Source organism: Marinobacter sp. 1-3A, from assembly GCF_016597775.1.
Classification (GTDB): domain Bacteria; phylum Pseudomonadota; class Gammaproteobacteria; order Pseudomonadales; family Oleiphilaceae; genus Marinobacter; species Marinobacter xiaoshiensis.
Genome location: NZ_VCGZ01000006.1, coordinates 255,794 through 279,810, shown reverse-complemented (window position 1 = coordinate 279,810; position 24,017 = coordinate 255,794). Strand labels below are relative to the sequence as shown.

The window sequence follows — 24,017 nt, the reverse complement described above, 5'->3', positions numbered from 1 at the left end:
CTTGGCCAGCTCGGCGGCCATAGCTTTGAGTTTTTCTTGGTCCAATTGCGTACCCACGATGGTATCCTTTTGAAAAGGTTACTCAGTCGTGGGCAGTTACACAATTTGGTTTACAGCCTCGTCTTGAGTGTCCACTTATTTTCTAGTGGACACTCAAGCTGAAAAAAACCATGCGTAACCAAGCCCTGCCCCCTGACGGACGGACATCACTGCCGGGGACTTCCTTAGCCATCTGACAGCATCATCAGTCTTTTGGCTTCATTTAATGCTTCGATGCGGTTTTTGGTATCAAGCTTGATGTTTATATTGCGCAGGTGAGCCCGCACCGTGGATTCGGAGGCTGCCAGCGATTCGCCTATCTCTTTATTGGTAAAGCCCTTTGCCACAAGTTGTAAAACCTTCAGCTCTTTGGGCGTCAGTGAGCCTGTCTTGGTGGGGAGCTCTGGCACTGCTTTGCCTTCGGCGCTTTCCGGCGCCACCGCAAAGTGCCTGATTATGGTGTCGGTTTGAACGGCGTGGCCTTTGGACTGCTGTTTGTAGATATTGAGCTGTGCCAGAGCGAAGGCTTCAAAGTCTGGGCCTTCTTCATGGAGCAGGGAGGTGCCGCCTCCGTTTTTTATCGTATCCAGGCAACTGAAGAAAAGCTGCCTGGCGTCAGAGAGGTTGCCGCACCGCTCGTGGCTCCAGGCCAGCAGTATCTTCAATTTAGTGGCCCGACGGATCAGGCTGCACTTTTCTGCCTTGCGGATCAGATTATCGATTGCACGGTGGAGCTTGCGGGAGTTGCGAAAGCGGACAAGAAACCGGATTCTGGCAAGGGAGTAATCTTCAACCTCGTTCCCCGGCTGGGTCTCCAGGCTCTTCCGGTTGTTTTTCAGAAGGAGCTTTACCCTGGTGAGATCCCGCTCTGCATCATAAAGGTTGTTTCGGTTCAGATTTATCCGGATTCGCTCCAATCGTGACTGGATAATTACGCGAAAGAGCCCAAGCTTGGTTCCTGCCGACTCCCACCGCAATAGGAGAACTTCTACCTGATCACCATCGTGTTTGAGTTCTGCCAGTCGAATCATGGTCCGGTAAAGCGTAATAATCTGGTCGGGCTGGTTAAACTCGGCGATTACTGTTTTGTACCGATCCACGGCATGCTCAAGGGCTGGCAGATCAAACGTGAAGTACAGCGAGTCGATATAGGCAGTCAGCAGGATGGCGTTGATGCCAACCTTTCTTCCACCTTTTGCCTCAGCTTCTGTTATCAGGGACTCGTAACGGCTTCGTGCCCGTGTTCCCCGCCCCTCCATGAGCTCCATCCAACCTTCAATGGTGCAGAAGAACTGGTTAAAGAAATCGGAGTAGGTGTAGAGCGAATGCTCATAGTATTTGGTGATGTAATAACTTGCTTCTGAAAACCGGCCAAAGGCAACCAACAGAGTCGCGGCATGTGAGATGAGAATGGTGTATTCGAGTTCATTCTCCCGGCTAACGAACTCCAAATTTGCAAGATTTGCTTTGAGTGCGCCCTGTAGGTCGTCCCTGAGGATCAGGATGATAGGCTCAAGAGCCAGCAATTCCGGATCTGAGGTTTCAGAGATTCGCGATTCGAAATTAGCGATCACGGAGTCAGCCTGCGAGTAGCCCCGGGTGAAAATTTCACACCAGGTCTTGTATTTGAAAATCGAGTTTTTCAGGCTCTCTTCCGGGATGTCGATAAGGTCGAAGAGCGTTAACAGAACCCGAAAACGACCAGAAAAGAAGAGGTGGCGCACCAGGTTTTCGGCAAGGTTGCTGTCGCTATAGACCTCGTAACATGCCCGGATCAGGTCTGTCGTCGCTTCGTGGTAGTTTTTCTCGATCCATCGGGAAAGCTTCACCTTGGCGAGTGTTATAGCGCTTTCATTTAACTCAACGCCGTATTCGACCATAAGGGTGTCGAAGGCGGAGGCCCTGGCGTATAGCCCGTCCCCGAGCGACTGAATGAAGCCCAGATCAATGAGCTGGTTGAGAAGAAAGGCAGAATCTGTTGACTCGGAAATGTGAGAGAAAGCGTTAGCGTTAAATTTGGCCGGAATGACTTTGCTGGAAAGGAGCTCGACCACGTCTTGGTGCAATACTTTCACAATTTCACTCTTTTTAGGCATGATTGAACCACGGACCAATTATTGTTACTCATGCGGGAGGCCTGCAGCTCATCATACTATCAATGTTCGTAAACCATAACCTAAGGTCACGCAACACTGACATACCAACCATTCAATTCGGCTTAGAATGACGTCGGCCAATTTTCCCCCACTAAAATGTACTGCGGATGAGCGCTGTGACCACTGGATTAGTCCCGTCACAGGTGTGGCCTCATCCCAATCTTTTAGCATCAACATTGACGCGCGGGATCATTAGCTTGGGGCTGGAAACAGCGTTCAGCCTATTGACAAAAGTCAAAACGCAAACCTCTCGCTCACTCTTAGCCAATTTCCACACTACCGGTTGACGCCAGCCTTAATCAGAACATAGGAGTTAAAGTGGCGAGTGGGTGGCTGCCGCGTACGAGCCAGCCCTGACAGTCACGCCACTTGCAGATACCTAGCGCGACTGACTATAAACACCGGTGGTGTGTCCACCGATTAACCTGAGCAGGAATCATTCGCTGGCTTGATCATTCGAGCCCGCTAGTACTCCAATAAGACGCCGTTAGTCATCTGCAACATCAACATGTTGAGCAACAGCCTCAAGCGGCACCCCAAAAAACTCACACAGTTTGTCCAAAATTTCAGTCGTGGTGTTATAGCCACGCTGGTTCGCAATTTTGGATAGCGTCGTCCTGTGGATTCCAGTCTCCTTCGAAACCTCATCCAGCGTAACCCTTCGATTTTCTTGAAATCCCTTCTCTGCGATTAGTTCTTTTAGACGAAATCTGATCATGGTCGGCAGGCCTTTATGTGTGTAGCGATGATACCTCATAAGACGCCAGCTCGCATCCAATGATGATCAAAACCTACAAAAGACTGTTGACAGCGTCGAAAATAGACTTAATATGTAGCTTGTACGCTACAAAGAAAGCCCAGGAGAAACATATGAACACTACCGAGTACCTAACCACAGAAGAACTTGCAGAACGGATTCGCTATGAAGCCCGGACGATTCGCGAGCGCCTGAAAGACTCCGTTCTCCTCGAAGGAGTTCATTACATTCGGCCGTTTGGCGGCCGGAAGATTATTTACATGTGGGAGCCAATACAGCGCGATATGGCGCTGCACTCCGGCCACCACTCACTTTCTATCCCTATGGCTAACGGAGGACGTATGCATGGCTAGCATTCGAGTACGCGAAGCGACGCAGAAGCTGTTTTTTGATTTTCAGTTTCGGGGTAAGCGCTGCCGCGAGCAGACGGCTCTCGAAAATACTCCTGCCAACCGCAAGAAGCTCGAGGCGATTCTCAAACGAATCGAAGCGGAAATCACACTGGGTACTTTCGAGTACCACAAGTATTTCCCAAACAGCCCTCGTGCTCAGGAGTTCACCGGCCAAGCAGAGCTCCGGCGTTCTCGCGAAGCACACGACACACCGTTGTTCAGTGAGTTTTGTGAAACCTGGATGGATGAGATGCGGGTGCAGTGGCGAAAGTCGCACATCACCACCATCGAAGGCACTCTGAAGAACTACCTGGTCCCCGAGTTTGGGGAGAAGGAGGTTGGCCACATCACCAGGCAGGAAATTCTTTCGTTCCGGGCGTCCCTCGCCAAAGTTCAGACCCGGAGCAAAAAGCCGCTTTCCGCCAGCCGTATCAACCGCATCATGACGCCTTTGCGCATGATTCTGGGAGAGGCAGCCAACCGATTTGAGTTTACCTCACCCTTTCAGGGGATCAAATCACTGAAGGTGCCGCGGTCCGATGTGGAGCCGTTTTCGCTGGAGGAAGTTCGGCTGATTCTCGCCACGGTTCGGGCGGACTTCAGGAACTACTACACCGTTCGCTTCTTTACCGGTCTTCGGACCGGTGAGATCGACGGGCTGCAGTGGGATTGCGTCGACTTTCAACGCCGGCAGATTCTGGTTCGCCAGGCACTGGTGAATGGCGAGATCGAGCAGACCAAAACCGACGGCAGCTACCGGCACATTGAAATGCCTCAACTGGTCTACGACGCCCTGAAGGATCAGCGCAAGGCCACCGGCAACAACACCTTTGTGTTCTGTAATGGGGCAGGCAATCCACTTGAACACAACAATGTTACCAAGCGGGTGTGGTATCCCCTGCTCAGCCATCTGGGCCTGCGAAAGCGCCGACCGTATCAGACCCGCCACACTGCCGCCACGTTGTGGCTGGCCGCTGGCGAGAACCCGGAATGGATTGCCCGGCAGATGGGGCACACTACGACCGAAATGCTGTTCCGGGTTTATAGCCGGTATGTGCCGAACCTGACCCATCGGGATGGTTCTGCGTTTGAGCGGCTGTTGATCAATGAGTTCGAGGCCAAGGTAACACCGGAAGAGGAGGCAGCAAGCGATGAGGTCTGAGCTGATGTTATTGGCGGCCATGCCGTTGAACCGTCTGATACCTGCCGAACGGCGCACCGTTCGTAATCTGGCTAGCAGCCTGTGTGTGGCCATGGGCATCCTGCAAGAGGGCTGTCATCTGGTGGCCATCCTTGGTCTGGGAGGAGAACGCACCAACCAGGAGGCGATGGAAACCTGGGTGTACTGCGAACTCGTTAAGCAGAATCTGGAAGCGGGCCGTGACTCTCTTCCGATGCTGATCAACCGGCTTCAGGAACTGGAGCATGAATGGAGGACATACTAATGGCCAATCCGGCGATTGACACTGCGGGCCTTCATCTAGCCTTTTGGAGGGATCAGTTTACGGTTCTCGGAGTGCATCCGTTCCAGTCAGCTCGCACTCAGAAAACCATTTATCAACTAACCCTGCACTGTCGCGGACGACAGGTGATGGCTTATCTCGCGCAGGCTCAGGCAGTTCAGACTGACGTACCGGTATTAGGCAACCGAGTGACCGCCAGCCTGAAGCTGCTGAGATTTCCTTCGGGAGGCCGCCTGATCGTGGAGTCGTTAGATCTTTCCTCCAACACTCAATAGCGTGAACATCTTAGCCAGGGACGGCGCCCTTCTCACTTTCATCATCCAGCGTGTCAGCATCAAAGCTCCCGTCTCTGTAGTGGTTCAATGATTCCGGACACCAACGTAGGTGGTAATATCGCCACCATAAGCGAGGTGTCTGATGACCAGAAAACGACGATCTTTTACACCAGAGTTCAAGCAGGAAGCTGCCTGTTTGGTGCTTGACCAGGGCTACAGTGTTGCCGAAGCCAGTCGCTCTTTAGATGTCGGCGAGAACGCCCTCAGGCGATGGGTAAAACAGCTTTCCGAAGAGCGTGGCGGTGTTACACCCAAGTCCAAAGCCATGACCCCGGAACAGCAGCGAATCCAGGAATTGGAAGCCCGTTGTGAGAGGCTGGAACGGGAGAAATCGATACTAAAAAAGGCCACCGCTCTCTTGATGTCGGACGAGATGAATCGTACGCGCTGATAGACCAGTTGAGTGAGCAGGAGCCGGTTGAGATGGTCTGTAAAGCGTTTGAAGTGTCGAGATCCAGTTATTACGACTATCGCCGGAGGCGGTCCGTAGTGGATGCCACGCGAGTGGCTCTGCGAGCCGATGTGAACCGGATCTTTCGCAAGAGCCGAAGCTCAGCGGGAAGCCGTATGATCACCGCCATGCTTAATGAGGAAGGCGTTGTGATCGGACGCTTCAAGGTTCGCCGCCTCATGAGTGAGCTGGGACTGATCTGCAAGCAACCTGGCCCACACGCATATAAACAGGCCACTGTGGAAAGGCCCGACATTCCAAACCGGCTGGATCGTGAGTTCAGCGTCAGCCACCCAGACCAGGTGTGGTGCGGTGACATCACCTACATATGGGCCGGGCAGCGATGGAGCTATCTGGCGGTCGTTCTCGACCTCTATGCCCGCCGGATTGTCGGCTGGGCGCTCTCAGACCGCCCTGATGCTGAGTTGGTCGTGAAGGCACTGGATCACGCGTATGAGCAACGAGGAAAGCCAGCGGGTGTTCTGTTCCACTCTGACCAGGGCAGTCAGTACGCAAGCCGATTATTCCGTCAGAGGCTCTGGCGTTACCGCATGGAGCAAAGCATGAGTCGTCGGGGTAATTGCTGGGATAATTCCCCTATGGAACGGGTCTTCCGGAGCCTGAAGAGCGAATGGATCCCATCACTTGGATACCGCTCGATTCCTGATGCAAGAAAGGATATTGGTGACTACCTGATGGACTACTACAACCGGCAGCGTCCCCATACATTCAATGACGGCATGCCACCTGTAGTCGCGGAAGAAAAACTTAAAACACTGTCCGGGATTAGTTGACCACTACATTTCAGCACTACAAAATTTATGATCGCGACATCCAAGTTACTGACGAACAACGACTTAGACCCACCGACCTCACTCCAAACCGACCCCAATCGGCGCCCTCCGTAGCCAACGGTAAAGGCCGTTATAAACGCCCAGTAAAGCGCATCGAACCTTCCCCAGGACTCCAGGCGGCCAACAAACAATCCGAGAGCAATAATAGAAACACAGATCGAAAGTAGAATCGGGAGCGAGAAGTACGTTCCCCAAAGAAACAGTTTAAAAAATGTAATCGAAAAATCCATAGTTTATCTGCTTTGGGTCAGGTTTTTTGGCTACACGTTTAAATCAAATCCAGCGCCGGACACGTGCCTTGTACGCAGTATATTCTGAACCGAAGAGCGCATCGAGAGCGCGTTCTTCCGGAATAATCTGAAATCGGGTTATATAGAGCGCAAACCCGATAGGGCCGAGCAATGCTCCGGGAGAGGAAAGAAAGACAGCCCAACCAATCAGCACTAGCACCATGCCCACGTACATGGGGTTACGCGTAACCTTGAATATTCCGGAAGCTACCAGCAGAGATGCCTTTTCCGGTCTGGTTGGGTTGATGGTAGTTTTCATTCGGCGAAAAGAGATAACGCCAACCAAACTTATGCAGCCGCCAAGTAGTGCGACTGAGGTGGCCGCAATGACTCGAATGGTGTCGTGAAATTGGAGTGGCGGTGTCACCAAATCCATGCCCCACATGATAAGCGCCGCAATAGCGGCAACTGCGGGAGGTGGGATTCTAAGCTCTAGTGACGACATGCTTGTGATATAACTCCTAGCGTTTTCTCGAACTATGTCATATCCGATGAACAAAGATAATACTTGGAATACGATGCCGGAGCCTCTATGAAACGTGTGATCATACCTAAAGCTGGAAGCAGCAGTGTACTGGCACTCAAGGAGTTTCCAAGCCTGGAGGTTGGGCCAGGTGAGGTGCGAATTTCGGTTAAAGCCTCGGGGCTGAATTTTGCCGATATTATGGCGCGCCAAGGTTTGTATCAGGATGCCCCAGGCTTTCCCTTTACGGCCGGGTATGAAGTGTCAGGTGTGATCGACTCCATTGGCGACGGTGTCGAAGAAAAGTGGTTGGGTAAGCCTGTAATGGCTTTGACCCGGTTTGGCGGCCATGCCTCCCAGGTAGTTGTTTCGCTCAACCAGATCTTCGAGAAACCAGGCCGGCTCTCCTACGCGCAAGCTGCAGCTATCCCCGTGAACTACCTGACCGCATGGCAAGCCCTTGTTATTTGTGGCGCACTGCAACCGGAAGATACAGTGTTGATTCACAATGTGGGAGGTGGAGTAGGCCTTGCCGCATTGGATATTGCACAACACATTGGTGCCACCACCATTGGGACAGCCAGCCCTGGAAAGCATGAATACTTATTGTCTCGCGGGCTTAACTACGCCATAGATTACCGAAATAGCGACTGGTACACAGAGCTGATGCACCTGACTGATGGCAAAGGCGCTGAGCTGATTCTTGACCCGTTGGGTGGAGAGAGCTGGCGTAAGAGTTACAAGGCGTTGCGTGCGTCCGGGCGCTTGGCGATGTTCGGAATATCGGCCGCATCTGGCAATGGCATTGGCAGCAAGTTGGCGCTGGCGAAAACTGCAGTGATGATGCCCATATTCCACCCCATCAGTTTGATGAACGAAAACAAATCTGTATTCGGAATTAATATGGGGCGGCTTTGGCATGAGCCTGAAAAGATCCGTGTGTGGATGGGCAAAATCATAGCAGGCGTGGAGGAGGGTTGGATCAATCCCACCATCGCCGAGTCCTTCAGCTTTGAGGATGCCGCATTGGCCCACGACTACATCGAAAGCCGTGCCAATATAGGCAAGGTAGTGTTAACCCCCTAGCTGCGTTGGCAGCGCTGAAGCGTACCTGTGATCACAGGAGGGTGCCGGGATTATGCGCGCCCTTCCAGCTTGGACACCGCATTTGAAAGGTTCTCCCTGGCTTGGCGCTCACGTGCTTCCGGGAATATCCCGGACGTGTAAATCTGCGGGCGCTCCATAAATCCCCGGAGCACAGCGGCACGCTTCTTTCGGTAGATAAACGAAGGCACGAGCCGGTACTCCTTGCGAACCCCTTGCTCAAAAATCTCGTAGGTTTCCGGAGACGTTCCCAGAATCGAAAGATCAATATCCACAAGAATCGATTCGTCACGGGATTGGGTAGGTGCATCATGCTCGGTGACCATAATGAGCCTGTGAACACGATCGATTTCTTCAGCACTTGCGCCGGACTCTGCCAAAAACGAAGCTGCCCAATCGGCGCTTTCCAGTTCATTTTTGCTGGATAAAGGCTTGTAAATGGCATCGTGGAACCAGAATGCGAGCTCCACCTCTCGCGGGTGGTCAAGCAAGGCCGAGCAGTTATCCAAATGCCGAAGGCAGGCTGAGATATGCTCCAGCGTGTGGTAATGCCGGCCCTTCCCGGAATAGGCGGTGATCAGGGAATCATAGGTTTCCTGATGCGGGGCAAAGCCCCAGGTACCCATAAGTTGCGCCCACCGGTCATTATCCATTGTTGCCTCTTGAAAACTTTTTGCGCCAGGAACCAAGCGCCAGCTAAGCGCAGGGCTGCAAAGAAAACAGGAAAAGCCCGAACCAGACATTCGCTAATAAGATCAAAACCTTTATCGCATCTCTGGCAAATGACGGAATGTCTTTGGATTGGTAAAGATAGCCGATGACGACCCACTGAATAAATAGCCACGCATACGTGAGGTAGAGAAAACCCTTGTGGCATGCTGCATTGGGCGATGTGTAATAGGTGTAGAACCAAGCAAACGCAGTTCCTGTGACCATAATCAGGAAAGCCGCGGTAGAGAGCAGGTTTCGCCATTGTGGATAGTCGGTGCTTAATAGATTCTCTTTGACCTGCTTGAGTCCCATGGTCGCTCTCAGCGGCTGCCACGCCAAACCAACGCCCCTGCTGCAGCAAGCAACACCCAAGACCACACTGGCGCGTGTTCTGCCCACTCACGGGCTTCTGGCTGGGTTCCGATAACAGCTGCGGCAACCAGTGCTATCGCTGCAATCCCCCGGCGCCAGCGGCGGTCGCTTCTGAGCTGTTGTTCGCGGAGCAGTGCCAGCGTGTCCTGGTTCTGTTTCTCGGTGGGGCCGGCGCTGCGCAATTGCAGTAGAGCATCGTGAACCAGTTGGGGCATTTCAGGGGACTGTTCCAGCCATGAGGGCAGGTGGGTTTGCAGGGATTTTATCAGGCCGCTTGGGCCTATCCGCTTGCGCATCCAGCCTTCCAGGTAAGGTTGGGCCGTGCTCCAAAGATCCAGTTCCGGGTAAAGCTGGCGGCCAAGGCCCTCTACGTTCAGCAGGGTCTTTTGCAGTAGAACCAGCTGTGGCTGCACTTCCATGTTGAAGCGTCGCGCGGTCTGGAACAGGCGTAGCAGGAAGTGGCCGAAGGAAATGTCTTTCAGGGGCTTTTCAAAAATCGGTTCGCATACGGTGCGGATGGCCGCTTCGAATTCGTTTACCCTTGTATCTGGTGGTACCCAGCCAGATTGAATGTGAAGCTGCGCCACTTGCCGGTAATCCCGGCGGAAGAAGGCCAAAAGATTGCGCGCCAGGTAGCTTTGATCGTCCGGCGCCAGGGTGCCCACTATGCCAAAGTCGATGGCGATGTATTTCGGGTCTGCGGGGTTGGAAACGTCGACAAAAATGTTTCCCGGGTGCATATCGGCGTGGAAGAAGCTGTCCCGGAATACCTGGGTAAAGAAGATCTCGACGCCTTTTTCAGCCAGCACTTTCAGGTTTACGCCAGCCGCTTCCAGTGCGGGAACATCGGCAATGGGAATGCCGTAGATACGCTCCATTACCATCACGTTTTTGCGGGTGTAGTCCCAGTCGATAAACGGAATGTAGATCAGCGAGGAGCCTTCAAAGTTGCGGCGCAACTGGCTTGCGTTGGCCGCTTCCCGCTGCAGGTCCAGTTCGTCATGAATGGTGGAATCGTAGTCGGCCACCACTTCTACCGGGTGCAGTCGCTTGCCTTCTGTCCAGTATTTCTCCAGCAAGTTGGCCATCAGGTACATCAGAGCAAGGTCCTGCCGGATCACTTTCTCAATACCCGGACGCAGTACTTTCACCACAACATCCTGGCCGTTCAGCAGAGTAGCCGCATGAACCTGTGCAACGGAAGCCGAGGCCAGCGGGTCTGCGCTGAACTCTTTGAATAGCTCAGCTACCGGCGCTCCAAGAGACCCCTCAATAATGTTGCGGGCAACGTCGCTGGAGAAGGGCGGAACGCGGTCCTGAAGGGTCTTTAGGGATTCCGCCATATCGTCTGGTAACAAATCGCGGCGGGTGGAGAGTATTTGGCCGAACTTTACGAATACCGGGCCAAGCTCTTCAAGGGCCAGGCGCAGGCGATCACCGCGGCTAAGTTTTGGTTGCGGAAAAAGATGCCAGGGCGCCAGCAGAAAAAATACCTTCAGCGGTGCGGGAAGCTCTGCCATTGGCAAAAACGTGTCCAGCCGGTAGCGGCAGAATACCCAGGAAATGCGAATCAGGCGTTGCAGGCGGGTCACGGAGTCTCCGGTTTGTCAGTAGTGCCGCGGCTTTCGATCTGGCTTATGCGTGCTGCCAAGCGCTCGGCCCGCAGGTTCAGGGCATCTATGTCTTCGAACGTGGCTTCCAGTTCGCGGCGGCCGGGCAGGGCGCGGCTTTCCTCATGCACATATTCTTCAATGTTTGCGTTCAGAGCGCCGAATGCCTGTCGGCTCCAGCTGACGGCGTTGCGAATACGCTTGCCGATGAAGTGAGCCGGCACGTCGCCTATGTGTCTTGCCATGGCCGCTTCCCAGTCCGGGTTCAGTTTGTCCAGCGCGCGTTGGAACTGGTGTGCCAGGGCGGTGTCACCGGTAACGCTCAACCGGTTATCGGTGAATACACGGTTATCACCGGTGGCCAACGCTGCGAAGGCCAGGGGCTTGCCACTGATTTCCAATGCGGGATCTTCAACTGGCTGGCTGCGCACCTGCACCCGATTGCCTGCTCTGTGCAGTGAGCAGGTAAGAGAAATCGGGTGGGTAATGCGGAACTGTACTGGCCCTTCAAGAGAGCCCAGCAGCGCCTGCTGGCCGGCGGGGTCCAGTTCAAGCGAGTGGTTCAGTGCCCGCTCGATTATGGCAGTTAGCGCCGTAAGCAGGGTCGGGCCGGGAAACATCAGGGTTTGGTTCCCACGTGCAGGGCAACAATACCGCCGGTCATGTTGTAGTACTTGCAGTTCACCATGCCCGCGTTTTCCATCATGCCTTTGAGCGTGTCCTGATCCGGGTGCATGCGGATGGATTCGGCCAGATACTTGTAGCTCTCGCTGTCGCCGGCGATGAGCTGGCCCATCAGAGGCAGGGCTGTAAACGAGTAGGTGTCATAAGCCTTGCTCAGCAGCGGGTTGGTGGGCTTGGAAAATTCCAGCACCATCAGCTTCCCGCCGGGCTTGAGCACTCGCATCATGTCCCGCAGAGCCTGATCCTTGTCGGTTACGTTACGCAGGCCAAAAGCAATGGATACGGCGTTGAAGCTGTTGTCCGGGAAGGGTAGGTGCTCTGCATCGGCTTGCACGTACTCAATGTTGCCGGCGTAGCCGCGATCGGTCAGGCGGCTGCGCCCAACCTGCAGCATGGAGGCATTGATGTCGGCGAGAACCACTTTGCCATCACGCCCAACAAGATCAGAGAACTTCATGGTGAGATCGCCGGTGCCACCGGCAATATCCAGAACCTGGTGCCCCGGGCGAACGCCGGAAAGTTCGATGGTAAAGCGCTTCCACAACCTGTGAACACCCATGGACATAAGGTCGTTCATGAGGTCGTATTTGCCTGCGACGCTATGAAAAACCTCGGCTACCTGGCTGGCTTTCTGGCTCTTGGCCACATTGCGGAATCCGAAGTGTGTAACGTCGTCCTGGCTGTTGCCGGGACTGGTTGGCGTTTGTTGCTCGCTCATGGGGCATGTCCTGTCAGAATCTGAACCCCGTATTCTAACGCTTGACGGAGTTGCTACAAGGGTAGCTACACGTTTAATACCGCCTTACACTGTAAAACCGTTCAATTTTGAAGAGAAAACTGATTCATGTCCGTAATCGATGTACATCGCGCCCACACTCTTGATAAAGAACATGCTCGTGAAGCTGCAGAAGCGCTTGCCAAGGATCTTTCCAACAAGTTTGAGCTCAATTACCAGTGGGAAGGTGATCAGCTCAAGTTCAAACGCTCGGGCGTTAAAGGGCACTTGAACATTACCAGCAACGACCTCAATGTGCGCCTGGAGCTGGGTATGCTGCTACGGCCTTTCAAATCAAGGATTGAACAGGAAATTCACAGCCAACTTGATCAGATTCTGAAGGCTTGATCGATCAAAGGTCACCCGGGAGCGCAAATGGCTCAGGGTGGCCGTTGAGAATGTTTTCCATAACCCGCTGTTCACGGGTTACCAGCCGCTCAATCAGCAAGTCCACCTTGTCCATTTTGCGAAATGCAGAGTAACCCCGATGCAGGAAGTTGTGCAGATCACTCAGGTCGGCCATTTCCGCGGGCGCTCGGCTCATAGCAAGCAGCCAGCCAAGGGTTCTGTTGCGCACATAACGATCCAGCTGCTGCCCCACATCGGCGACTAACACAACCTGCCTTCTGCGCTGTTCCAGTTTCTGGCTGGCACGGTAAACGTCACAGTAGTGTTCTGCGGTGACCAGGTGTGCAGGGATGCGGCGCTCATCAAGCAGCTCCGCCAGCTCAAGATCCAGTTGCTGGGTAATCAGGTTCAGCTCCACCAGTCCGGCCAGTACTTCAAGTTGTTGATCCGGCAGCCATTTGACCATTTTCGGGAACACCCGATCTATGTTGTCGTCGCGGCGGGTCATGCTCGAGGGTGCGTAAAGGTCAGTTAGCAGAAACTCCAGGCCTTCGTGATAGCCAGGGTGCTGATACAAATCCTGATGAGTCGCCTTCAGGCGCCCAGCCTGCCAGTCAGCGATAACAAATGTGTTATCGAGCAGCCGGTGATTCGTCTTGTGGAGGCGGAAATCGTGATATTCCAGCAAAAGTTTCTGCAGGCGGCTGGCGCTTTCTGAGCGCACGACTGTGCCAACAAGGCGCTCACGATACATGGTGCCAACTCCGGTGGTTCTGCTTAGAAGCGGACAGTTTACCGAAGGGGAGCTCTATGTGCAGCAAACCCGGCCAAGTGCCAGGCGCTGCATCATGAGCAGAGGTGTTTAGCCCTAGCCTTGAGCAGCAGCGGCCAAAGACTCAAAACCCGGCAGCCACTCTTTGCTATCGAGAGTTACGAAGTGGCTGGGCGCGCCTGTTTCGATAATGCGCATGGTGGTGGGGCTCTGCCGTGCGCTGGCAAGCATGGCCTGCCGATCCAGTATGCGGTCTACACCGGGAACCAGGAAGGTGCCGTGGCGCACGTGCTTGTACACGTTGGTGTCAGTGCGCTGCATCCAGTCCAGTATGTTCTCTATGTTGCGAACAATCGTCAGTTGGTCACGTGTAGAGTAAAACAAACTGGCCAGCAACTGCTTTTTACGCGGGTTCATTTTCCCGAAGAAGGATTGGCCGTAAGCAGACGCGGGTGCGTTGCTGATCAGGCGGATCAGCCAAGGCCACATACCGTGGCTGACAGGCTCCAGAAGAGCAGATATTAAAGGGCTGATTTTGCCTTGGGGAAGTGCCGGTGCTTCAAGAACCACTTCAACGTTTTCGTAAAGCTCCGGGCGCTGTTTTATTGCCTCCAGCGTCACTGCTCCGCCCCGGGAATGGCCGTGAATGCGCACATTTCGGGTGCTGGGCAAGTTTGAAAGCGCCTGGTTCAAGATGCAGGCATCGTATTCAATGGTGCCTTCCAGGTGCTTGATCGGAACTTCCCATTCGGGGGTTTCCGGCGTTACGCCATTCACCGGGATGTGATAATTGCTGCAGGTAAGCAGGATCAGTTCTGTTGTTGGTGCGTCATAGGTCTGAGTGAAGTAGCAATGATTTTCCAGAAAGCCATGAACGCCAATAACGGTATGTTCCGCCTCGCCACTGTGATTGCGAACAGACACTGCACCTTCGCCAACACGGTACACGCGCCCTGAGAACATCTCTGAATAGGCGCTGTCGATTGGTCTGATGAGCTTGCGAATGTGGCTTGCTTTCATACTGCATCTCCTCCCAGCACGGCAGTTGCCTGTTTTTAGAGTGTGGTCATTTGACCTTGGTTGTGCTGGTAACCTTGTTGTACATCGCTTCGCTCTGATCTTTATTGGCGCTGGTAACGCAGTTTTTGCATGCCTGCGGCCAATAGGCAGTCGAAACCTTATGCTAATAACTATTACACCAAGCCTTATAACCAGTATAGGGTGAAGGTATATATATGTGTAACATTTTGTAATCTTGGGTGCCGTGCAGCTTTGTGGAGCCAGTAGTGTATGTCTGGCACAATGTCCGACTCTGTGTTTTTCACTTCACCACTTCCGGGGATGTTCGGGTTTGAGTCACGAGCAAACGCACCTCATGCTGCCTGCGGATTCCGCCTGGCTGGCCTTGGAGTCCCCCAAAAACCCTATGACTATCACCGTCATGTTTCGGGTCGAAGGCCTGACTGCGCCCAGACTCCGGGAGTTTATGCAGGTTTACTGGATGGCGTGGGAGCGCTTCCGGTATATGCCGGTCAAACGTGCGCCAGCGTGGTATTGGGAGCCAGATCCGGTTTTTGATATCCGGCACCATCTGGATGTGGTGCTTGATCGCTTCACGGAAACGTCTCTGCAGGAGTGGGTTTCAGAGCGACTTAATCAGCCATTTCCTGCCTACCGCCCCCCATGGAAGTTTTGGTTGGTGCCTAATGCTGAGGGCGGCGCCGCATTGTTACTTCGAATACACCACTGCTATGCCGATGGCGTTTCTCTAACGGATATTTTTGACCGCCTGTGCTCGGCTTCGCCACAGCAATACCCAGCAATATATGGCGTGCAGCAAACGGAAGGCTTTTCCCCTTGGGTATCCGCGGCCAAAGACCGGCTTGAGCAACTGGTTAGTGGAGACTTGGCTTCTGACGCCGGTACTGATAACCAGAGCCCGGAATCGGAAACTCAGGGGGGCAGCTACAGCGAATGGTTGGAGAAGCTGGCTCACAATGGCTTGAAGTTGGTTAATGAGATGAGTGATTTTCTGGCTGAGCCGGAGGATACACCGTCAGATCTCAAGCGGCCGTTACTGGGCCAGCGCCATTGTCGCTGGTCGGAACCAGTCCCTATCGACCAGTTTCGGTCAATTGCCAAGGCGACCAATGTCACCATTAATGATGTTTTGCTCAGTTGTGTAGCGGCAGCAGTTCGACCCCGCCTTGGAATTGCTGGACCGGCACTGGACGACGCCATGTTGCATGTTGCGGTTCCTGTGGATATTCGCAGCCGCCTGCCGGAAGACCTGCAACCAGAGCCGGGAGCACTTGGCAATTATTTCGGTACTGTGTTTGTCCCTCTGCCCATCGATGGTGAGAGTGCGTTGGAGCGGCTCTATCGTATCAAGCAGGAAACCCGTCGCCTCAAAAAGAGTTGGCAGCCCGGCATAGCCTGGGGTTTGGCGGCCTGTGCCTCTCTTATCCCGGAAGCATTGCGCCAGCCACTATCGGATATGTTCTATCGCAAAGCCAGTGCTGTGGTCTCCAACGTTCCCGGTACACGGGAGGCGCGCTACATTGCCGGTTGCCGAATAACCGAACAGATGTTCTGGGTGCCTCAGGCAGGCGATATCGGGCTTGGAGTCAGCATTGTCAGCTATGCCGGGCAGGTTCAGTTCGGTGTGGTTGCAGATGAAGCAATTCTGACAGACCCCCAGGAGTTTCTTGAAGACTGCGTGCAGGAGTTGTCAGAACTCCCCGGAGGTTCACCTATTGTTGTTTGAGGTCTACAGTGAATGAGTAAACGCGTATGACCGCGTTGTCATTCACAACCACAACAAAAGGTGACGACCATGATATATGCACAACCTGGAAAAGACGGCTCCGTCGTTTCCTTCAAAACCCGTTACGGAAACTACATTGGTGGCGAGTGGGTTGCTCCGGTTAAAGGTGAGTATTTCGAGAACATAACGCCGGTGACTGGTGATGTGATTTGCGAGATTCCCCGTTCCACCGCTGAAGATATTGATTTGGCTCTGGATGCTGCGCACAAGGCTGCACCCGCCTGGGGCAAAACCTCTCCGGCAGAACGCTCTAACATTCTGCTCAAAATTGCTGATCGCATTGACGCCAATCTGGAAAAGCTGGCTGTCGCAGAAACCTGGGACAATGGCAAGGCGATACGTGAAACCCTGAATGCTGATATTCCATTGGCAGCAGACCACTTTCGTTATTTTGCCGGTTGCATCCGCGCCCAGGAAGGGCACATGGGCGAGATCGACCACAATACGGTGGCCTATCATTTCCATGAGCCCCTCGGAGTGGTGGGGCAAATCATTCCCTGGAACTTCCCGATTCTGATGGCTGTATGGAAGCTTGGCCCTTGCCTGGCGGCCGGCAACTGTACGGTGCTCAAGCCGGCAGAACAGACGCCCGCCAGTATTCTGGTGCTTATGGAAATCATCGGTGACCTGCTGCCGCCGGGCGTCGTTAACATTGTTAACGGCTACGGCATCGAAGCGGGTGAAGCGCTGGCAACCAGCAAGCGCATTGCCAAAATTGCCTTCACAGGCTCAACCCCGGTGGGCTCGCACATTCTTAAGTGCGCGGCGGAAAACATCATTCCGTCAACGGTTGAGCTGGGTGGCAAATCTGCCAACATCTACTTCTCTGATGTTATGAAGTCTGAGCCTGAGTTCGTGAGCAAGTGTGTGGAAGGTCTGGTTCTGGCGTTCTTCAATCAGGGTGAGGTGTGCACCTGCCCATCTCGAGCGCTGGTGCAGGAAGATATGTACGAAGAGTTTATGCAGAAGGTAATTGAGCGAACCAAATCCATCAAACGTGGTAACCCGCTGGATACGGATGTGCAGGTGGGTGCCCAGGCCAGCAAGGAACAATACGACAAGATTATGTCTTACCTTGAGATTGGCAAGCAGGAGGGCGCCGAGCTACTCACCGGAGGGTTCAAGGAAGAAATGGGTGCCGAATTCAAAGACGGCTTCTATATTCAGCCCACTCTGTTCAAGGGCGACAACAAGATGCGGGTGTTCCAGGAGGAGATCTTTGGCCCGGTTGTAGGCGTGACTACGTTCAAAACCGAAGAGGAAGCTGTGGCGATTGCCAACGATTCCGAGTTTGGCCTGGGTGCGGGCGTCTGGACCCGCGACACCAATCGAGCTTATCGGGTAGGGCGTAACCTTGCGGCCGGCCGGGTGTGGATGAACTGTTATCACGCCTACCCGGCACACGCAGCCTTTGGCGGTTACAAGAAATCCGGTATTGGCCGTGAAACCCATAAGATGGCGCTGGAACACTATCAGCAGACCAAGTGTATGCTGACCAGCTACGACATCAACCCGCTCGGGTTCTTCTGATCTAGAAGCAGCGTCAGGCCCTGTGAACACGGGCCTGACGCCAGTCTCCCCCGCGCCTCTACAGAGGCCTTTTTTATTTTAGTAGACGGTCAGTCATAAATATGCATAATTAATTAGACGGTCGGTCTAAAATAAGGGTTGTTTGTGGAAAATGCACCAGTAAAACGCAAGCGCGGTCGGCCACCAAAAAGCCAGAATGCCGGCTATCAGGATACCCGCCAGGCGTTGATCGGGGTGGGTTTGGCGGCGTTGACGGAGAAAGGGTACTCCTACACCGGGCTTGATGAGATTCTGCGCCAGGCCAGTGTGCCCAAGGGTTCCTTTTACCATTATTTCGAAAACAAAGAAGCTTTCGGGAAGGCTTTGATTGAGGCCTACGGTCGCTTTTTTGCCGGCAAATTGGAGCGCTCACTGTCTGACACCTCCCTTCGCCCATTGGCACGAATTCAGGCTTTTGTAGAAGGCGCGAAAACCGGCATGCAGAAATTTGATTATCGGCGCGGATGCCTGATTGGCAATCTGGGGCAGGAGATGGCTGCCTTACCTGAAAGTTTTCGTGATCTGTTACGCGAGACGTTTAAGGATTGGGAGTCACGGATCGCCCGGGTGTTGAAAGAAGCGCAACAAGCCGGTGAGGTGCCGGGCCACCTGTCGCCAGACCTGACGGCGCGGTTTTTCTGGATAGGCTGGGAAGGCGCGGTGCTTCGCGCAAAACTCGAAAAAAATGCACAACCGCTGGATCAGTTTGCCGAAGGTTTCATGACGTTGGTACGCAGTTCCTGATGCAAGCAGTTGAGTTCAAATTACAGAGCGGAACCATTGGAGGCAATATGTTTAAAGGTATTTTGATTGAGGGCAGCCGGAGCGAACAAACGGTGTCCTTGAAAACTATTGACGAGGCTCAGTTGCCAGAAGGCGATGTCACGGTAGATGTCGCCTATACCACTCTCAATTATAAGGATGCGCTGGCCATTACCGGCCGCGCGCCTATTGCGAAAAGCTACCCAATGGTACCGGGGATCGATCTGGCCGGTGTGGTTACAGAATCTTCCAATCCGGACTTCAAAGCCGGGGATGAAGTTGTGCTCAATGGCTGGGGTGTTGGTGAAAAACATTGGGGTGGCCTTGCCCAGAAGGCGCGGTTGTCTGCTGACTGGCTGATTCCGTTGCAAGCGCCATTTACAGCTCGTCAGGCCATGGGTGTTGGCACCGCAGGTTATACCGCCATGCTGTGCGTTATTGCTCTGGAAAAGCACGGAGTAACCCCGGATTCAGGTGATATTCTGGTGACTGGCGCAACCGGTGGTGTAGGTAGTGTGGCGGTCGCGGTGCTGGCCAAATTGGGTTATTCGGTGACCGCCGTGACAGGTCGGCCCGAAGAAGAGGGCTATCTGAAATCTTTGGGTGCCAAGCAGATTCTGGACCGGGCGGAGTTGAATGAGCCGGGCAAACCTCTGGCGCGGGAAACCTGGGCCGGGGCAATTGATGTGGCCGGTGGCCAGGTTCTGGCGAATGTGTGCGCCGGTATGAAGTACCGCGGTGTTGTCGCGGCTTGTGGCCTGGCTGCTGGAATGGACTTCCCTTCAACAGTAGCGCCTTTCATTCTGCGGGGTGTCACCTTGTGCGGCATTGACAGCGTTATGGCACCGAAAGAAGACCGCCTGCATGCATGGCAGCGGCTGGCGCAGGACCTTTCTCCCGAACTACTGGACAGCATGATCACCGAAGTGCCCTTTGATGAGGCAATCGATGCTGCTGGTCGGCTTATGGATGGCAGGATCCGGGGCCGTATTGTGATTCCTGTGGCCGGCTAAGCCCAGCTTTTACCCAACTGAATAATAAAACAGAGGAAATAGAATGTCGGTACAAACAGAACAGGCCATCAGTCGTTTTCCAGTACCTGAGCTGGACGCCATGCCCGACGATATCCGCAAGCGGATTCTGGCAGTGCAGGAAAAGTCAGGCTTTATCCCGAATGTGTTTCTGGTACTTGCTCACCGGCCGGCCGAGTTCCGGGCTTTCTTCGATTATCACGATGCCTTGATGGAAAAAGACAGCAACCTCACCAAGGGTGAGCGTGAAATGATCGTGGTGACCACCAGTAGCCTGAACCAGTGCCAGTACTGCGTGGTGGCTCATGGTGCGATTCTGCGGATTCGAGAGAAGAACCCCATGATTGCGGATCAAGTAGCGGTTAACTATCGCAAGGCGGATATCAGTGATCGCCAGAAAGCGATGCTGGATTTTGCTGTGAAGGTTTCCCAGCGGGCCGAGGAGGTCTGCGATGATGACTTTGCAGAACTGCATCGCCATGGTTTTACCGACGAGGATATCTGGGATATCTCCGGCGTTGCGTCATTCTTTGGGCTGTCTAACCGGATGGCGAACGTGACCAGCATGCGACCGAACGCAGAGTTTTACGCATTGGGCCGCTGAGGCCGAGCTGCGAGCCTCCTGACGGGCTACACTTGTGATGAGCTAATCCGGAATAACAAGGCAGGACAGGAGGCAACAGTGAGTGACTATCGAATAGAAACCGACAGCTTGGGCGATGTCCACGTGCCGGCAGACGCTCTTTGGGGCGCCCAGACCCAGCGTGCCGTTGATAACTTCCCGGTTAGTGGTCAGCCCATGCCGCCGGCTTTTATTGCGGCGGTTGCCCACGTTAAACAGGCCGCTGCGGAAGCCAATGCCAGTTTGGGGCTGCTTGATAACAACCGTTGCGATGCGATTACCGACGCATGCCAAGCGCTCATTCGCGGAGAGTTTGCTGACCAGTTCCCGATTGACCGTTATCAGACCGGCTCGGGTACCAGCACCAATATGAATGTGAATGAGGTGATTGCGTCCATTGCCGGCAGAAACGGCGTCGAGGTGCACCCTAACGATCATGTGAATATGAGCCAGAGCTCTAACGATGTGATACCAACCGCTATTCACGTGAGTTCAGTAATAGGCATTCGGGAGCGGCTCATTCCCGCACTCATGCATATGTGCGGCGTAATATACGAGCGCGAAGCCCAGTTCTCTGAACAGGTGAAAACAGGCCGCACCCATCTTATGGATGCCATGCCGATTACCCTTGGGCAGGAATTGCGCACCTGGCGCGAGCAGCTGCTGGCGGTTGAGAAGCGCCTCGATGCTGCAGCAAATGAACTGCTTGCCGTTCCTCAGGGCGGCACTGCCGTAGGTACCGGCGTGAATGCCTTGTCGGAGTTTTCCGGTCAGTTTGTGAAGTTCCTCAAAGCCAACACCGGATACCCGTTCCGTTCCATGGAGCACAAGTTTGTAGGGATAAGTGCAGTGGATGGCCCGGTGGCGCTGTCAGCTCAATTGCGCGGGATGGGCATCGTTCTAACCAAAGTTGCCAACGATTTGCGCTGGATGAACAGTGGCCCGATTCATGGGCTGGCGGAAATCAGCCTTCCAGCCCTGCAGCCCGGTAGCAGTATCATGCCCGGCAAGGTAAACCCGGTAGTTCCCGAGTCTGTGGCCATGGTGGGCGCACAAGTAATGGGGCTGGACAGCGCCAATGCGATCGCAGGGCAGTCTGGTAACTTTCAACTCAACGTTATGCTGCCGCTTCTGGGGGCTAACCTGCTGGACATGATTGGCCTGCTTGGCAATGCAACCAACATGCTGGCGGACAAGAGCGTCCGGGGTTTTACTGTGAACACAGACACGCTGAATGCCAGCGTGGGCCGCAACCCGGTGCTGGTAACAGCACTGAACCCGGAGATTGGTTACAGCCTGGCGTCGGAGATCGCCAAGGAAGCATACAAAACGGGTCGTCCGGTTATTGATGTTGCAGAAGAGAGAAGTGGTCTTGCCCGAAAGCACCTGGAAGAGCTTATGGACCCGCTAAAGCTGACACGGGGCGGAGGCGATTGATGGGGGAACATTGATAAACTGATCTGTTTGCGGCCACAATCAGTAAACTGGTAAAGACACGCACACTTCTAGCAGAGGTCATTATGACATCATCTTGCAGCATTCCAGGCCTGACAGTACCTCGCAGCCGCTTCCCGGAGCCGGAGCAGGATCTGCCAGCGGGAGACAGTGAGCAGAGAGTGGTTCTTGCCGGTGGCTGCTTCTGGTGTGTGGAGGCAGTGGTTCTGGCTCTGGATGGCGTTACACGGGTTGAATCCGGTTATGCCGGCGGATCAGCAGATACAGCCAATTACGACGCTGTGTGCTCGGGCACCACGGGCCACGCAGAGGTTGTGAACGTTCACTACGACCCCCGCCAGATTAGCTTCGGGGAGATACTCAGAGTGTTTTTCTCGGTGGCGCACGATCCAACCCAGCTGAATCGGCAGGGTAACGACCGGGGTACGCAATACCGCTCTGCGGTGTTTTATGAAACACCGGAACAGCGGCGGGTGGTGGAATCCTACATTCGTCAGCTTGATGAAGCCGGGGTATATCCTGACCCTGTTGTAACAACACTGGAGCCTCTGCAAGCATTTTATCCGGCTGAGGCACATCATCAGAATTTTGCGGCGAGGAATCCGTACCAGCCATACATCATGGCTGTTGCCGCCCCCAAAATGGAAAAGCTGGTTGAGGGCTTCAGTGATCGACTAAAACCGGAATACACCGATTCCAACGACAACCTGGCTTGAGGAGATAGGTAATGAGCAGTTCTGCTGCAGGTTATGACCTGACACCTCTTACAGAGGCACAGATTCAAGAGAAAGCCGCAAGCCTGACGCCAGAAGAGCGTCAGGTATTGCTGGATCATGGAACGGAGCATCCATTTTGTGGCACTTTGCTGGATAACAAGCTGGCTGGGGTCTACCACTGCCGGCTGTGTGATCTTCCGTTGTTCAGTTCAAGCGCAAAGTTTGATTCCGGCACTGGCTGGCCGAGCTTTTTTCAGCCATTCGACAAGGAACATATTCACTACATTGAGGATACAAGCCTGGGAATGTCTCGCACGGAAGTACGCTGCCCCCGTTGCGATAGCCACCTCGGGCACGTATTCCCGGATGGCCCGCCTCCCACGGGGCAACGCTATTGCCTGAACTCCATTGCCATGGTGTTCAAAGAGGGCGATTGAGCGTCGTTTATCATCAGCAGCAACGACAGTTGCTGTCAGCTAGCGCTGGCAGCAACAACGGTTGATAGCAGGTAGCCGGTATAGGCAACGTAAACCAGCAAAAGAATAGAACCATCAAACCGGCTGATCATCTTGCGCCAACCGGTCATTCCGAAACCCATCACCAGCAGGCCAACCGTTAGCGCCAGCATCAGCGTCCAGTCCCGGTAAAGGACCTCCGGTTCTACCGATAGCGGTTGAATAACCGCAGCCAAACCCACAACCGCAAGCGTATTGAAGATGCCTGAGCCGAGAATGTTGCCCAGGATCAGGTCATGTTCGTTCTTCCTTACAGCGGCCAGAGCTGAGGCCAGTTCCGGCAGCGATGTGCCAATGGCTACGATGGTCAGGCCGATTACCAGGTCGCTCACACCAAGACTTTGGGCAATAGTAACTGCGCCCCAGACCAGCAGGCGGGAGCTGACAACAAGGAGAATGAGGCCAATGATCAGCCAGATTATGGCGGATCTCATGGGCATCAGATTATCGGTCAGCTGGGCATCGGTTTCTCCTCCCAGCGCGTCCCCCTTGCCTCGTAAGCCCTGAAAGATCGACCAGCCCATTACCACAGCAAACACACCCAGGAGTATCCAGCCATCCAGCCTGGAGAGTTCACCATCCAGTAATTGCGCACCGGCAATCAGGGTAAGGACCACCAACAGGGGAAGTTCTTTGCGGATTACCTGGGAGTGCACGGCGATAGGTGCGATAACGGCCGTAAGGCCAACAATTAACGCAATATTGGTGATGTTGGAGCCATAGCCATTGCCCAGGGCGAGCCCCGGGTTACCATCGGCCGCGGCCATAGCGGATACGGCCAACTCGGGTGCAGATGTGCCGAACCCGATGATGACCATGCCGATAAGTAGCGCGGGCATGCCCAGATGCTTGGCAACGGCGGCAGCGCCTTCAACAAATTTGTCTGCACTCCAGACCAGTAATACAAGGCCGACGATAATTGCGCCAATAGCCATAACCATAGA

At 54.1% G+C, this 24,017-nt stretch carries 27 protein-coding genes; 15 read left to right on the top strand and 12 right to left on the bottom strand.

The genetic code is table 11. The features are described 5' to 3' along the window. Positions 1–224 precede the first annotated feature (224 nt). Both FE848_RS11935 and FE848_RS11930 read right to left on the bottom strand, forming a co-directional pair. Entirely contained in the window at positions 225–2,114 is a 1,890-nt protein-coding gene (locus tag FE848_RS11935; RefSeq protein WP_200203099.1) for a helix-turn-helix transcriptional regulator, read from the bottom strand. Between the two features lie 568 nt (positions 2,115–2,682). Next, entirely contained in the window at positions 2,683–2,913 is a 231-nt protein-coding gene (locus tag FE848_RS11930) for a helix-turn-helix domain-containing protein (RefSeq protein WP_200203097.1), read from the bottom strand. Positions 2,914–3,065: 152 nt separating this feature from the next. Here FE848_RS11930 and FE848_RS11925 point away from each other — a divergent pair, with 152 nt between their 5' ends. The 5 genes from FE848_RS11925 (at position 3,066) to FE848_RS11905 (ending at position 6,387) form a co-directional block, all read left to right on the top strand. Then, complete coding sequence (locus tag FE848_RS11925) at positions 3,066–3,305, top strand: hypothetical protein (protein WP_200203095.1); 240 nt, start codon at positions 3,066–3,068, stop codon at positions 3,303–3,305. Then, positions 3,298–4,506, top strand: a complete 1,209-nt coding sequence (locus FE848_RS11920) for an Arm DNA-binding domain-containing protein (protein WP_200203093.1) — start codon at positions 3,298–3,300, stop codon at positions 4,504–4,506. The genes FE848_RS11925 and FE848_RS11920 overlap by 8 nt, the downstream gene beginning before the upstream one ends. Further along, the gene (locus FE848_RS11915; RefSeq protein WP_035232409.1) at positions 4,496–4,789 is read left to right on the top strand and encodes a hypothetical protein; all 294 of its coding nucleotides are present in this window, start codon (positions 4,496–4,498) and stop codon (positions 4,787–4,789) included. Before FE848_RS11920 ends, FE848_RS11915 begins: the two co-directional genes overlap by 11 nt. Further along, positions 4,774–5,082 (top strand): hypothetical protein, encoded by a 309-nt coding sequence (locus FE848_RS11910; RefSeq protein ID WP_200203091.1) that lies wholly within the window; start codon positions 4,774–4,776, stop codon positions 5,080–5,082. The genes FE848_RS11915 and FE848_RS11910 overlap by 16 nt, the downstream gene beginning before the upstream one ends. Positions 5,083–5,224: 142 nt before the next feature. Next, positions 5,225–6,387, top strand: a protein-coding gene (locus tag FE848_RS11905) for an IS3 family transposase (RefSeq protein ID WP_200203088.1) whose coding sequence is annotated in 2 segments (ribosomal slippage) — positions 5,225–5,480 and positions 5,480–6,387 — 1,164 coding nt in all. Because the reading frame shifts where the segments join, the coding sequence is not laid out codon by codon here. Here the strand turns inward: FE848_RS11905 and FE848_RS19050 are convergent. Both FE848_RS19050 and FE848_RS11895 read right to left on the bottom strand, forming a co-directional pair. Further along, the gene (locus tag FE848_RS19050) at positions 6,297–6,677 is read right to left on the bottom strand and encodes a potassium channel family protein (RefSeq protein WP_200203086.1); all 381 of its coding nucleotides are present in this window, start codon (positions 6,675–6,677) and stop codon (positions 6,297–6,299) included. The genes FE848_RS11905 and FE848_RS19050 overlap by 91 nt on opposite strands. Before the next feature lie 43 nt (positions 6,678–6,720). Then, positions 6,721–7,182: a methyltransferase family protein gene (locus tag FE848_RS11895; protein WP_200203084.1), complete on the bottom strand. Its 462-nt coding sequence runs from the start codon at positions 7,180–7,182 to the stop codon at positions 6,721–6,723. 87 nt (positions 7,183–7,269) lie between these two features. On the opposite strand from FE848_RS11895, the gene FE848_RS11890 reads away from it, so the two are divergent. After that, positions 7,270–8,286 carry a zinc-binding dehydrogenase gene (locus FE848_RS11890; RefSeq protein WP_200203078.1) on the top strand — a complete coding sequence of 339 codons (1,017 nt, stop codon included), beginning with the start codon at positions 7,270–7,272 and terminating at the stop codon, positions 8,284–8,286. Between the two features lie 50 nt (positions 8,287–8,336). Here FE848_RS11890 and FE848_RS11885 read toward each other — a convergent pair whose 3' ends face one another. The 5 genes from FE848_RS11885 to ubiE are packed head-to-tail and all read right to left on the bottom strand — an operon-like array spanning position 8,337 to position 12,399. Further along, on the bottom strand, positions 8,337–8,957 hold the full coding sequence (locus FE848_RS11885) for a hypothetical protein (RefSeq protein WP_200203076.1): 621 nt from the start codon (positions 8,955–8,957) through the stop codon (positions 8,337–8,339). 43 nt (positions 8,958–9,000) lie between these two features. Beyond that, positions 9,001–9,327 carry a hypothetical protein gene (locus tag FE848_RS11880; protein WP_200203073.1) on the bottom strand — a complete coding sequence of 109 codons (327 nt, stop codon included), beginning with the start codon at positions 9,325–9,327 and terminating at the stop codon, positions 9,001–9,003. Between the two features lie 8 nt (positions 9,328–9,335). Beyond that, entirely contained in the window at positions 9,336–10,979 is a 1,644-nt protein-coding gene (gene ubiB, locus FE848_RS11875; protein ID WP_200203071.1) for a ubiquinone biosynthesis regulatory protein kinase UbiB, read from the bottom strand. Next, complete coding sequence (locus FE848_RS11870; protein WP_200203069.1) at positions 10,976–11,617, bottom strand: SCP2 domain-containing protein; 642 nt, start codon at positions 11,615–11,617, stop codon at positions 10,976–10,978. Before FE848_RS11870 ends, ubiB begins: the two co-directional genes overlap by 4 nt. Continuing rightward, positions 11,617–12,399, bottom strand: a complete 783-nt coding sequence (ubiE, locus tag FE848_RS11865; RefSeq protein WP_200203067.1) for a bifunctional demethylmenaquinone methyltransferase/2-methoxy-6-polyprenyl-1,4-benzoquinol methylase UbiE — start codon at positions 12,397–12,399, stop codon at positions 11,617–11,619. The genes FE848_RS11870 and ubiE overlap by 1 nt, the downstream gene beginning before the upstream one ends. Positions 12,400–12,525: 126 nt before the next feature. Between ubiE and FE848_RS11860 the strand changes: the two genes are divergently transcribed. Further along, positions 12,526–12,804 (top strand): polyhydroxyalkanoic acid system family protein, encoded by a 279-nt coding sequence (locus FE848_RS11860; RefSeq protein WP_200203065.1) that lies wholly within the window; start codon positions 12,526–12,528, stop codon positions 12,802–12,804. A gap of 4 nt (positions 12,805–12,808) precedes the next feature. Here FE848_RS11860 and FE848_RS11855 read toward each other — a convergent pair whose 3' ends face one another. Together FE848_RS11855 and FE848_RS11850 are read right to left on the bottom strand one after the other, a co-directional pair. After that, on the bottom strand, positions 12,809–13,558 hold the full coding sequence (locus FE848_RS11855) for an FFLEELY motif protein (RefSeq protein ID WP_200203063.1): 750 nt from the start codon (positions 13,556–13,558) through the stop codon (positions 12,809–12,811). Between the two features lie 114 nt (positions 13,559–13,672). Further along, entirely contained in the window at positions 13,673–14,596 is a 924-nt protein-coding gene (locus tag FE848_RS11850) for an alpha/beta hydrolase (RefSeq protein ID WP_200203061.1), read from the bottom strand. Positions 14,597–14,927: 331 nt separating this feature from the next. On the opposite strand from FE848_RS11850, the gene FE848_RS11845 reads away from it, so the two are divergent. From FE848_RS11845 to msrB, 8 genes are all read left to right on the top strand, one after another. Then, on the top strand, positions 14,928–16,343 hold the full coding sequence (locus FE848_RS11845) for a WS/DGAT domain-containing protein (protein ID WP_227715310.1): 1,416 nt from the start codon (positions 14,928–14,930) through the stop codon (positions 16,341–16,343). A gap of 69 nt (positions 16,344–16,412) precedes the next feature. Continuing rightward, positions 16,413–17,933, top strand: a complete 1,521-nt coding sequence (locus FE848_RS11840) for an aldehyde dehydrogenase family protein (protein ID WP_200203059.1) — start codon at positions 16,413–16,415, stop codon at positions 17,931–17,933. A 144-nt stretch (positions 17,934–18,077) separates the two neighbouring features. Beyond that, positions 18,078–18,716, top strand: a complete 639-nt coding sequence (locus FE848_RS11835; RefSeq protein WP_200203057.1) for a TetR/AcrR family transcriptional regulator — start codon at positions 18,078–18,080, stop codon at positions 18,714–18,716. A gap of 47 nt (positions 18,717–18,763) precedes the next feature. Then, positions 18,764–19,747: an MDR family oxidoreductase gene (locus tag FE848_RS11830; protein WP_200203055.1), complete on the top strand. Its 984-nt coding sequence runs from the start codon at positions 18,764–18,766 to the stop codon at positions 19,745–19,747. 43 nt (positions 19,748–19,790) lie between these two features. After that, on the top strand, positions 19,791–20,369 hold the full coding sequence (locus FE848_RS11825) for a peroxidase-related enzyme (protein ID WP_200203053.1): 579 nt from the start codon (positions 19,791–19,793) through the stop codon (positions 20,367–20,369). A 78-nt stretch (positions 20,370–20,447) separates the two neighbouring features. After that, positions 20,448–21,824: a class II fumarate hydratase gene (locus FE848_RS11820; protein WP_200203051.1), complete on the top strand. Its 1,377-nt coding sequence runs from the start codon at positions 20,448–20,450 to the stop codon at positions 21,822–21,824. A gap of 83 nt (positions 21,825–21,907) precedes the next feature. Further along, positions 21,908–22,558 carry a peptide-methionine (S)-S-oxide reductase MsrA gene (msrA, locus tag FE848_RS11815; protein ID WP_200203049.1) on the top strand — a complete coding sequence of 217 codons (651 nt, stop codon included), beginning with the start codon at positions 21,908–21,910 and terminating at the stop codon, positions 22,556–22,558. A gap of 11 nt (positions 22,559–22,569) precedes the next feature. Next, on the top strand, positions 22,570–22,995 hold the full coding sequence (msrB, locus tag FE848_RS11810; protein ID WP_200203047.1) for a peptide-methionine (R)-S-oxide reductase MsrB: 426 nt from the start codon (positions 22,570–22,572) through the stop codon (positions 22,993–22,995). Positions 22,996–23,030: 35 nt separating this feature from the next. On the opposite strand, the gene FE848_RS11805 is transcribed toward msrB, so the two are convergent. Beyond that, positions 23,031–24,014, bottom strand: a complete 984-nt coding sequence (locus FE848_RS11805) for a calcium/sodium antiporter (protein WP_200203157.1) — start codon at positions 24,012–24,014, stop codon at positions 23,031–23,033. Positions 24,015–24,017: the final 3 nt, after the last annotated feature.

Excerpts from the sequence above, each read along its gene's own strand:
- FE848_RS11885 (WP_200203076.1), bottom strand. The coding sequence starts at position 8,957 with ATGGATAATGACCGGTGGGCGCAACTTATGGGTACCTGGGGCTTTGCC.
- FE848_RS11910 (WP_200203091.1), top strand. The coding sequence starts at position 4,774 with ATGGAGGACATACTAATGGCCAATCCGGCGATTGACACTGCGGGCCTT.
- ubiE (WP_200203067.1), bottom strand. The coding sequence starts at position 12,399 with ATGAGCGAGCAACAAACGCCAACCAGTCCCGGCAACAGCCAGGACGAC.
- FE848_RS11880 (WP_200203073.1), bottom strand. The coding sequence starts at position 9,327 with ATGGGACTCAAGCAGGTCAAAGAGAATCTATTAAGCACCGACTATCCA.
- FE848_RS11895 (WP_200203084.1), bottom strand. The coding sequence starts at position 7,182 with ATGTCGTCACTAGAGCTTAGAATCCCACCTCCCGCAGTTGCCGCTATT.
- msrB (WP_200203047.1), top strand. The coding sequence starts at position 22,570 with ATGAGCAGTTCTGCTGCAGGTTATGACCTGACACCTCTTACAGAGGCA.
- FE848_RS11930 (WP_200203097.1), bottom strand. The coding sequence starts at position 2,913 with ATGATCAGATTTCGTCTAAAAGAACTAATCGCAGAGAAGGGATTTCAA.
- FE848_RS11890 (WP_200203078.1), top strand. The coding sequence starts at position 7,270 with ATGAAACGTGTGATCATACCTAAAGCTGGAAGCAGCAGTGTACTGGCA.
- FE848_RS11830 (WP_200203055.1), top strand. The coding sequence starts at position 18,764 with ATGTTTAAAGGTATTTTGATTGAGGGCAGCCGGAGCGAACAAACGGTG.
- FE848_RS11925 (WP_200203095.1), top strand. The coding sequence starts at position 3,066 with ATGAACACTACCGAGTACCTAACCACAGAAGAACTTGCAGAACGGATT.
- msrA (WP_200203049.1), top strand. The coding sequence starts at position 21,908 with ATGACATCATCTTGCAGCATTCCAGGCCTGACAGTACCTCGCAGCCGC.
- FE848_RS11915 (WP_035232409.1), top strand. The coding sequence starts at position 4,496 with ATGAGGTCTGAGCTGATGTTATTGGCGGCCATGCCGTTGAACCGTCTG.
- FE848_RS11840 (WP_200203059.1), top strand. The coding sequence starts at position 16,413 with ATGATATATGCACAACCTGGAAAAGACGGCTCCGTCGTTTCCTTCAAA.
- FE848_RS11855 (WP_200203063.1), bottom strand. The coding sequence starts at position 13,558 with ATGTATCGTGAGCGCCTTGTTGGCACAGTCGTGCGCTCAGAAAGCGCC.
- FE848_RS11850 (WP_200203061.1), bottom strand. The coding sequence starts at position 14,596 with ATGAAAGCAAGCCACATTCGCAAGCTCATCAGACCAATCGACAGCGCC.
- FE848_RS19050 (WP_200203086.1), bottom strand. The coding sequence starts at position 6,677 with ATGGATTTTTCGATTACATTTTTTAAACTGTTTCTTTGGGGAACGTAC.
- FE848_RS11860 (WP_200203065.1), top strand. The coding sequence starts at position 12,526 with ATGTCCGTAATCGATGTACATCGCGCCCACACTCTTGATAAAGAACAT.
- FE848_RS11805 (WP_200203157.1), bottom strand. The coding sequence starts at position 24,014 with ATGGTTATGGCTATTGGCGCAATTATCGTCGGCCTTGTATTACTGGTC.
- FE848_RS11920 (WP_200203093.1), top strand. The coding sequence starts at position 3,298 with ATGGCTAGCATTCGAGTACGCGAAGCGACGCAGAAGCTGTTTTTTGAT.
- FE848_RS11825 (WP_200203053.1), top strand. The coding sequence starts at position 19,791 with ATGTCGGTACAAACAGAACAGGCCATCAGTCGTTTTCCAGTACCTGAG.
- FE848_RS11870 (WP_200203069.1), bottom strand. The coding sequence starts at position 11,617 with ATGTTTCCCGGCCCGACCCTGCTTACGGCGCTAACTGCCATAATCGAG.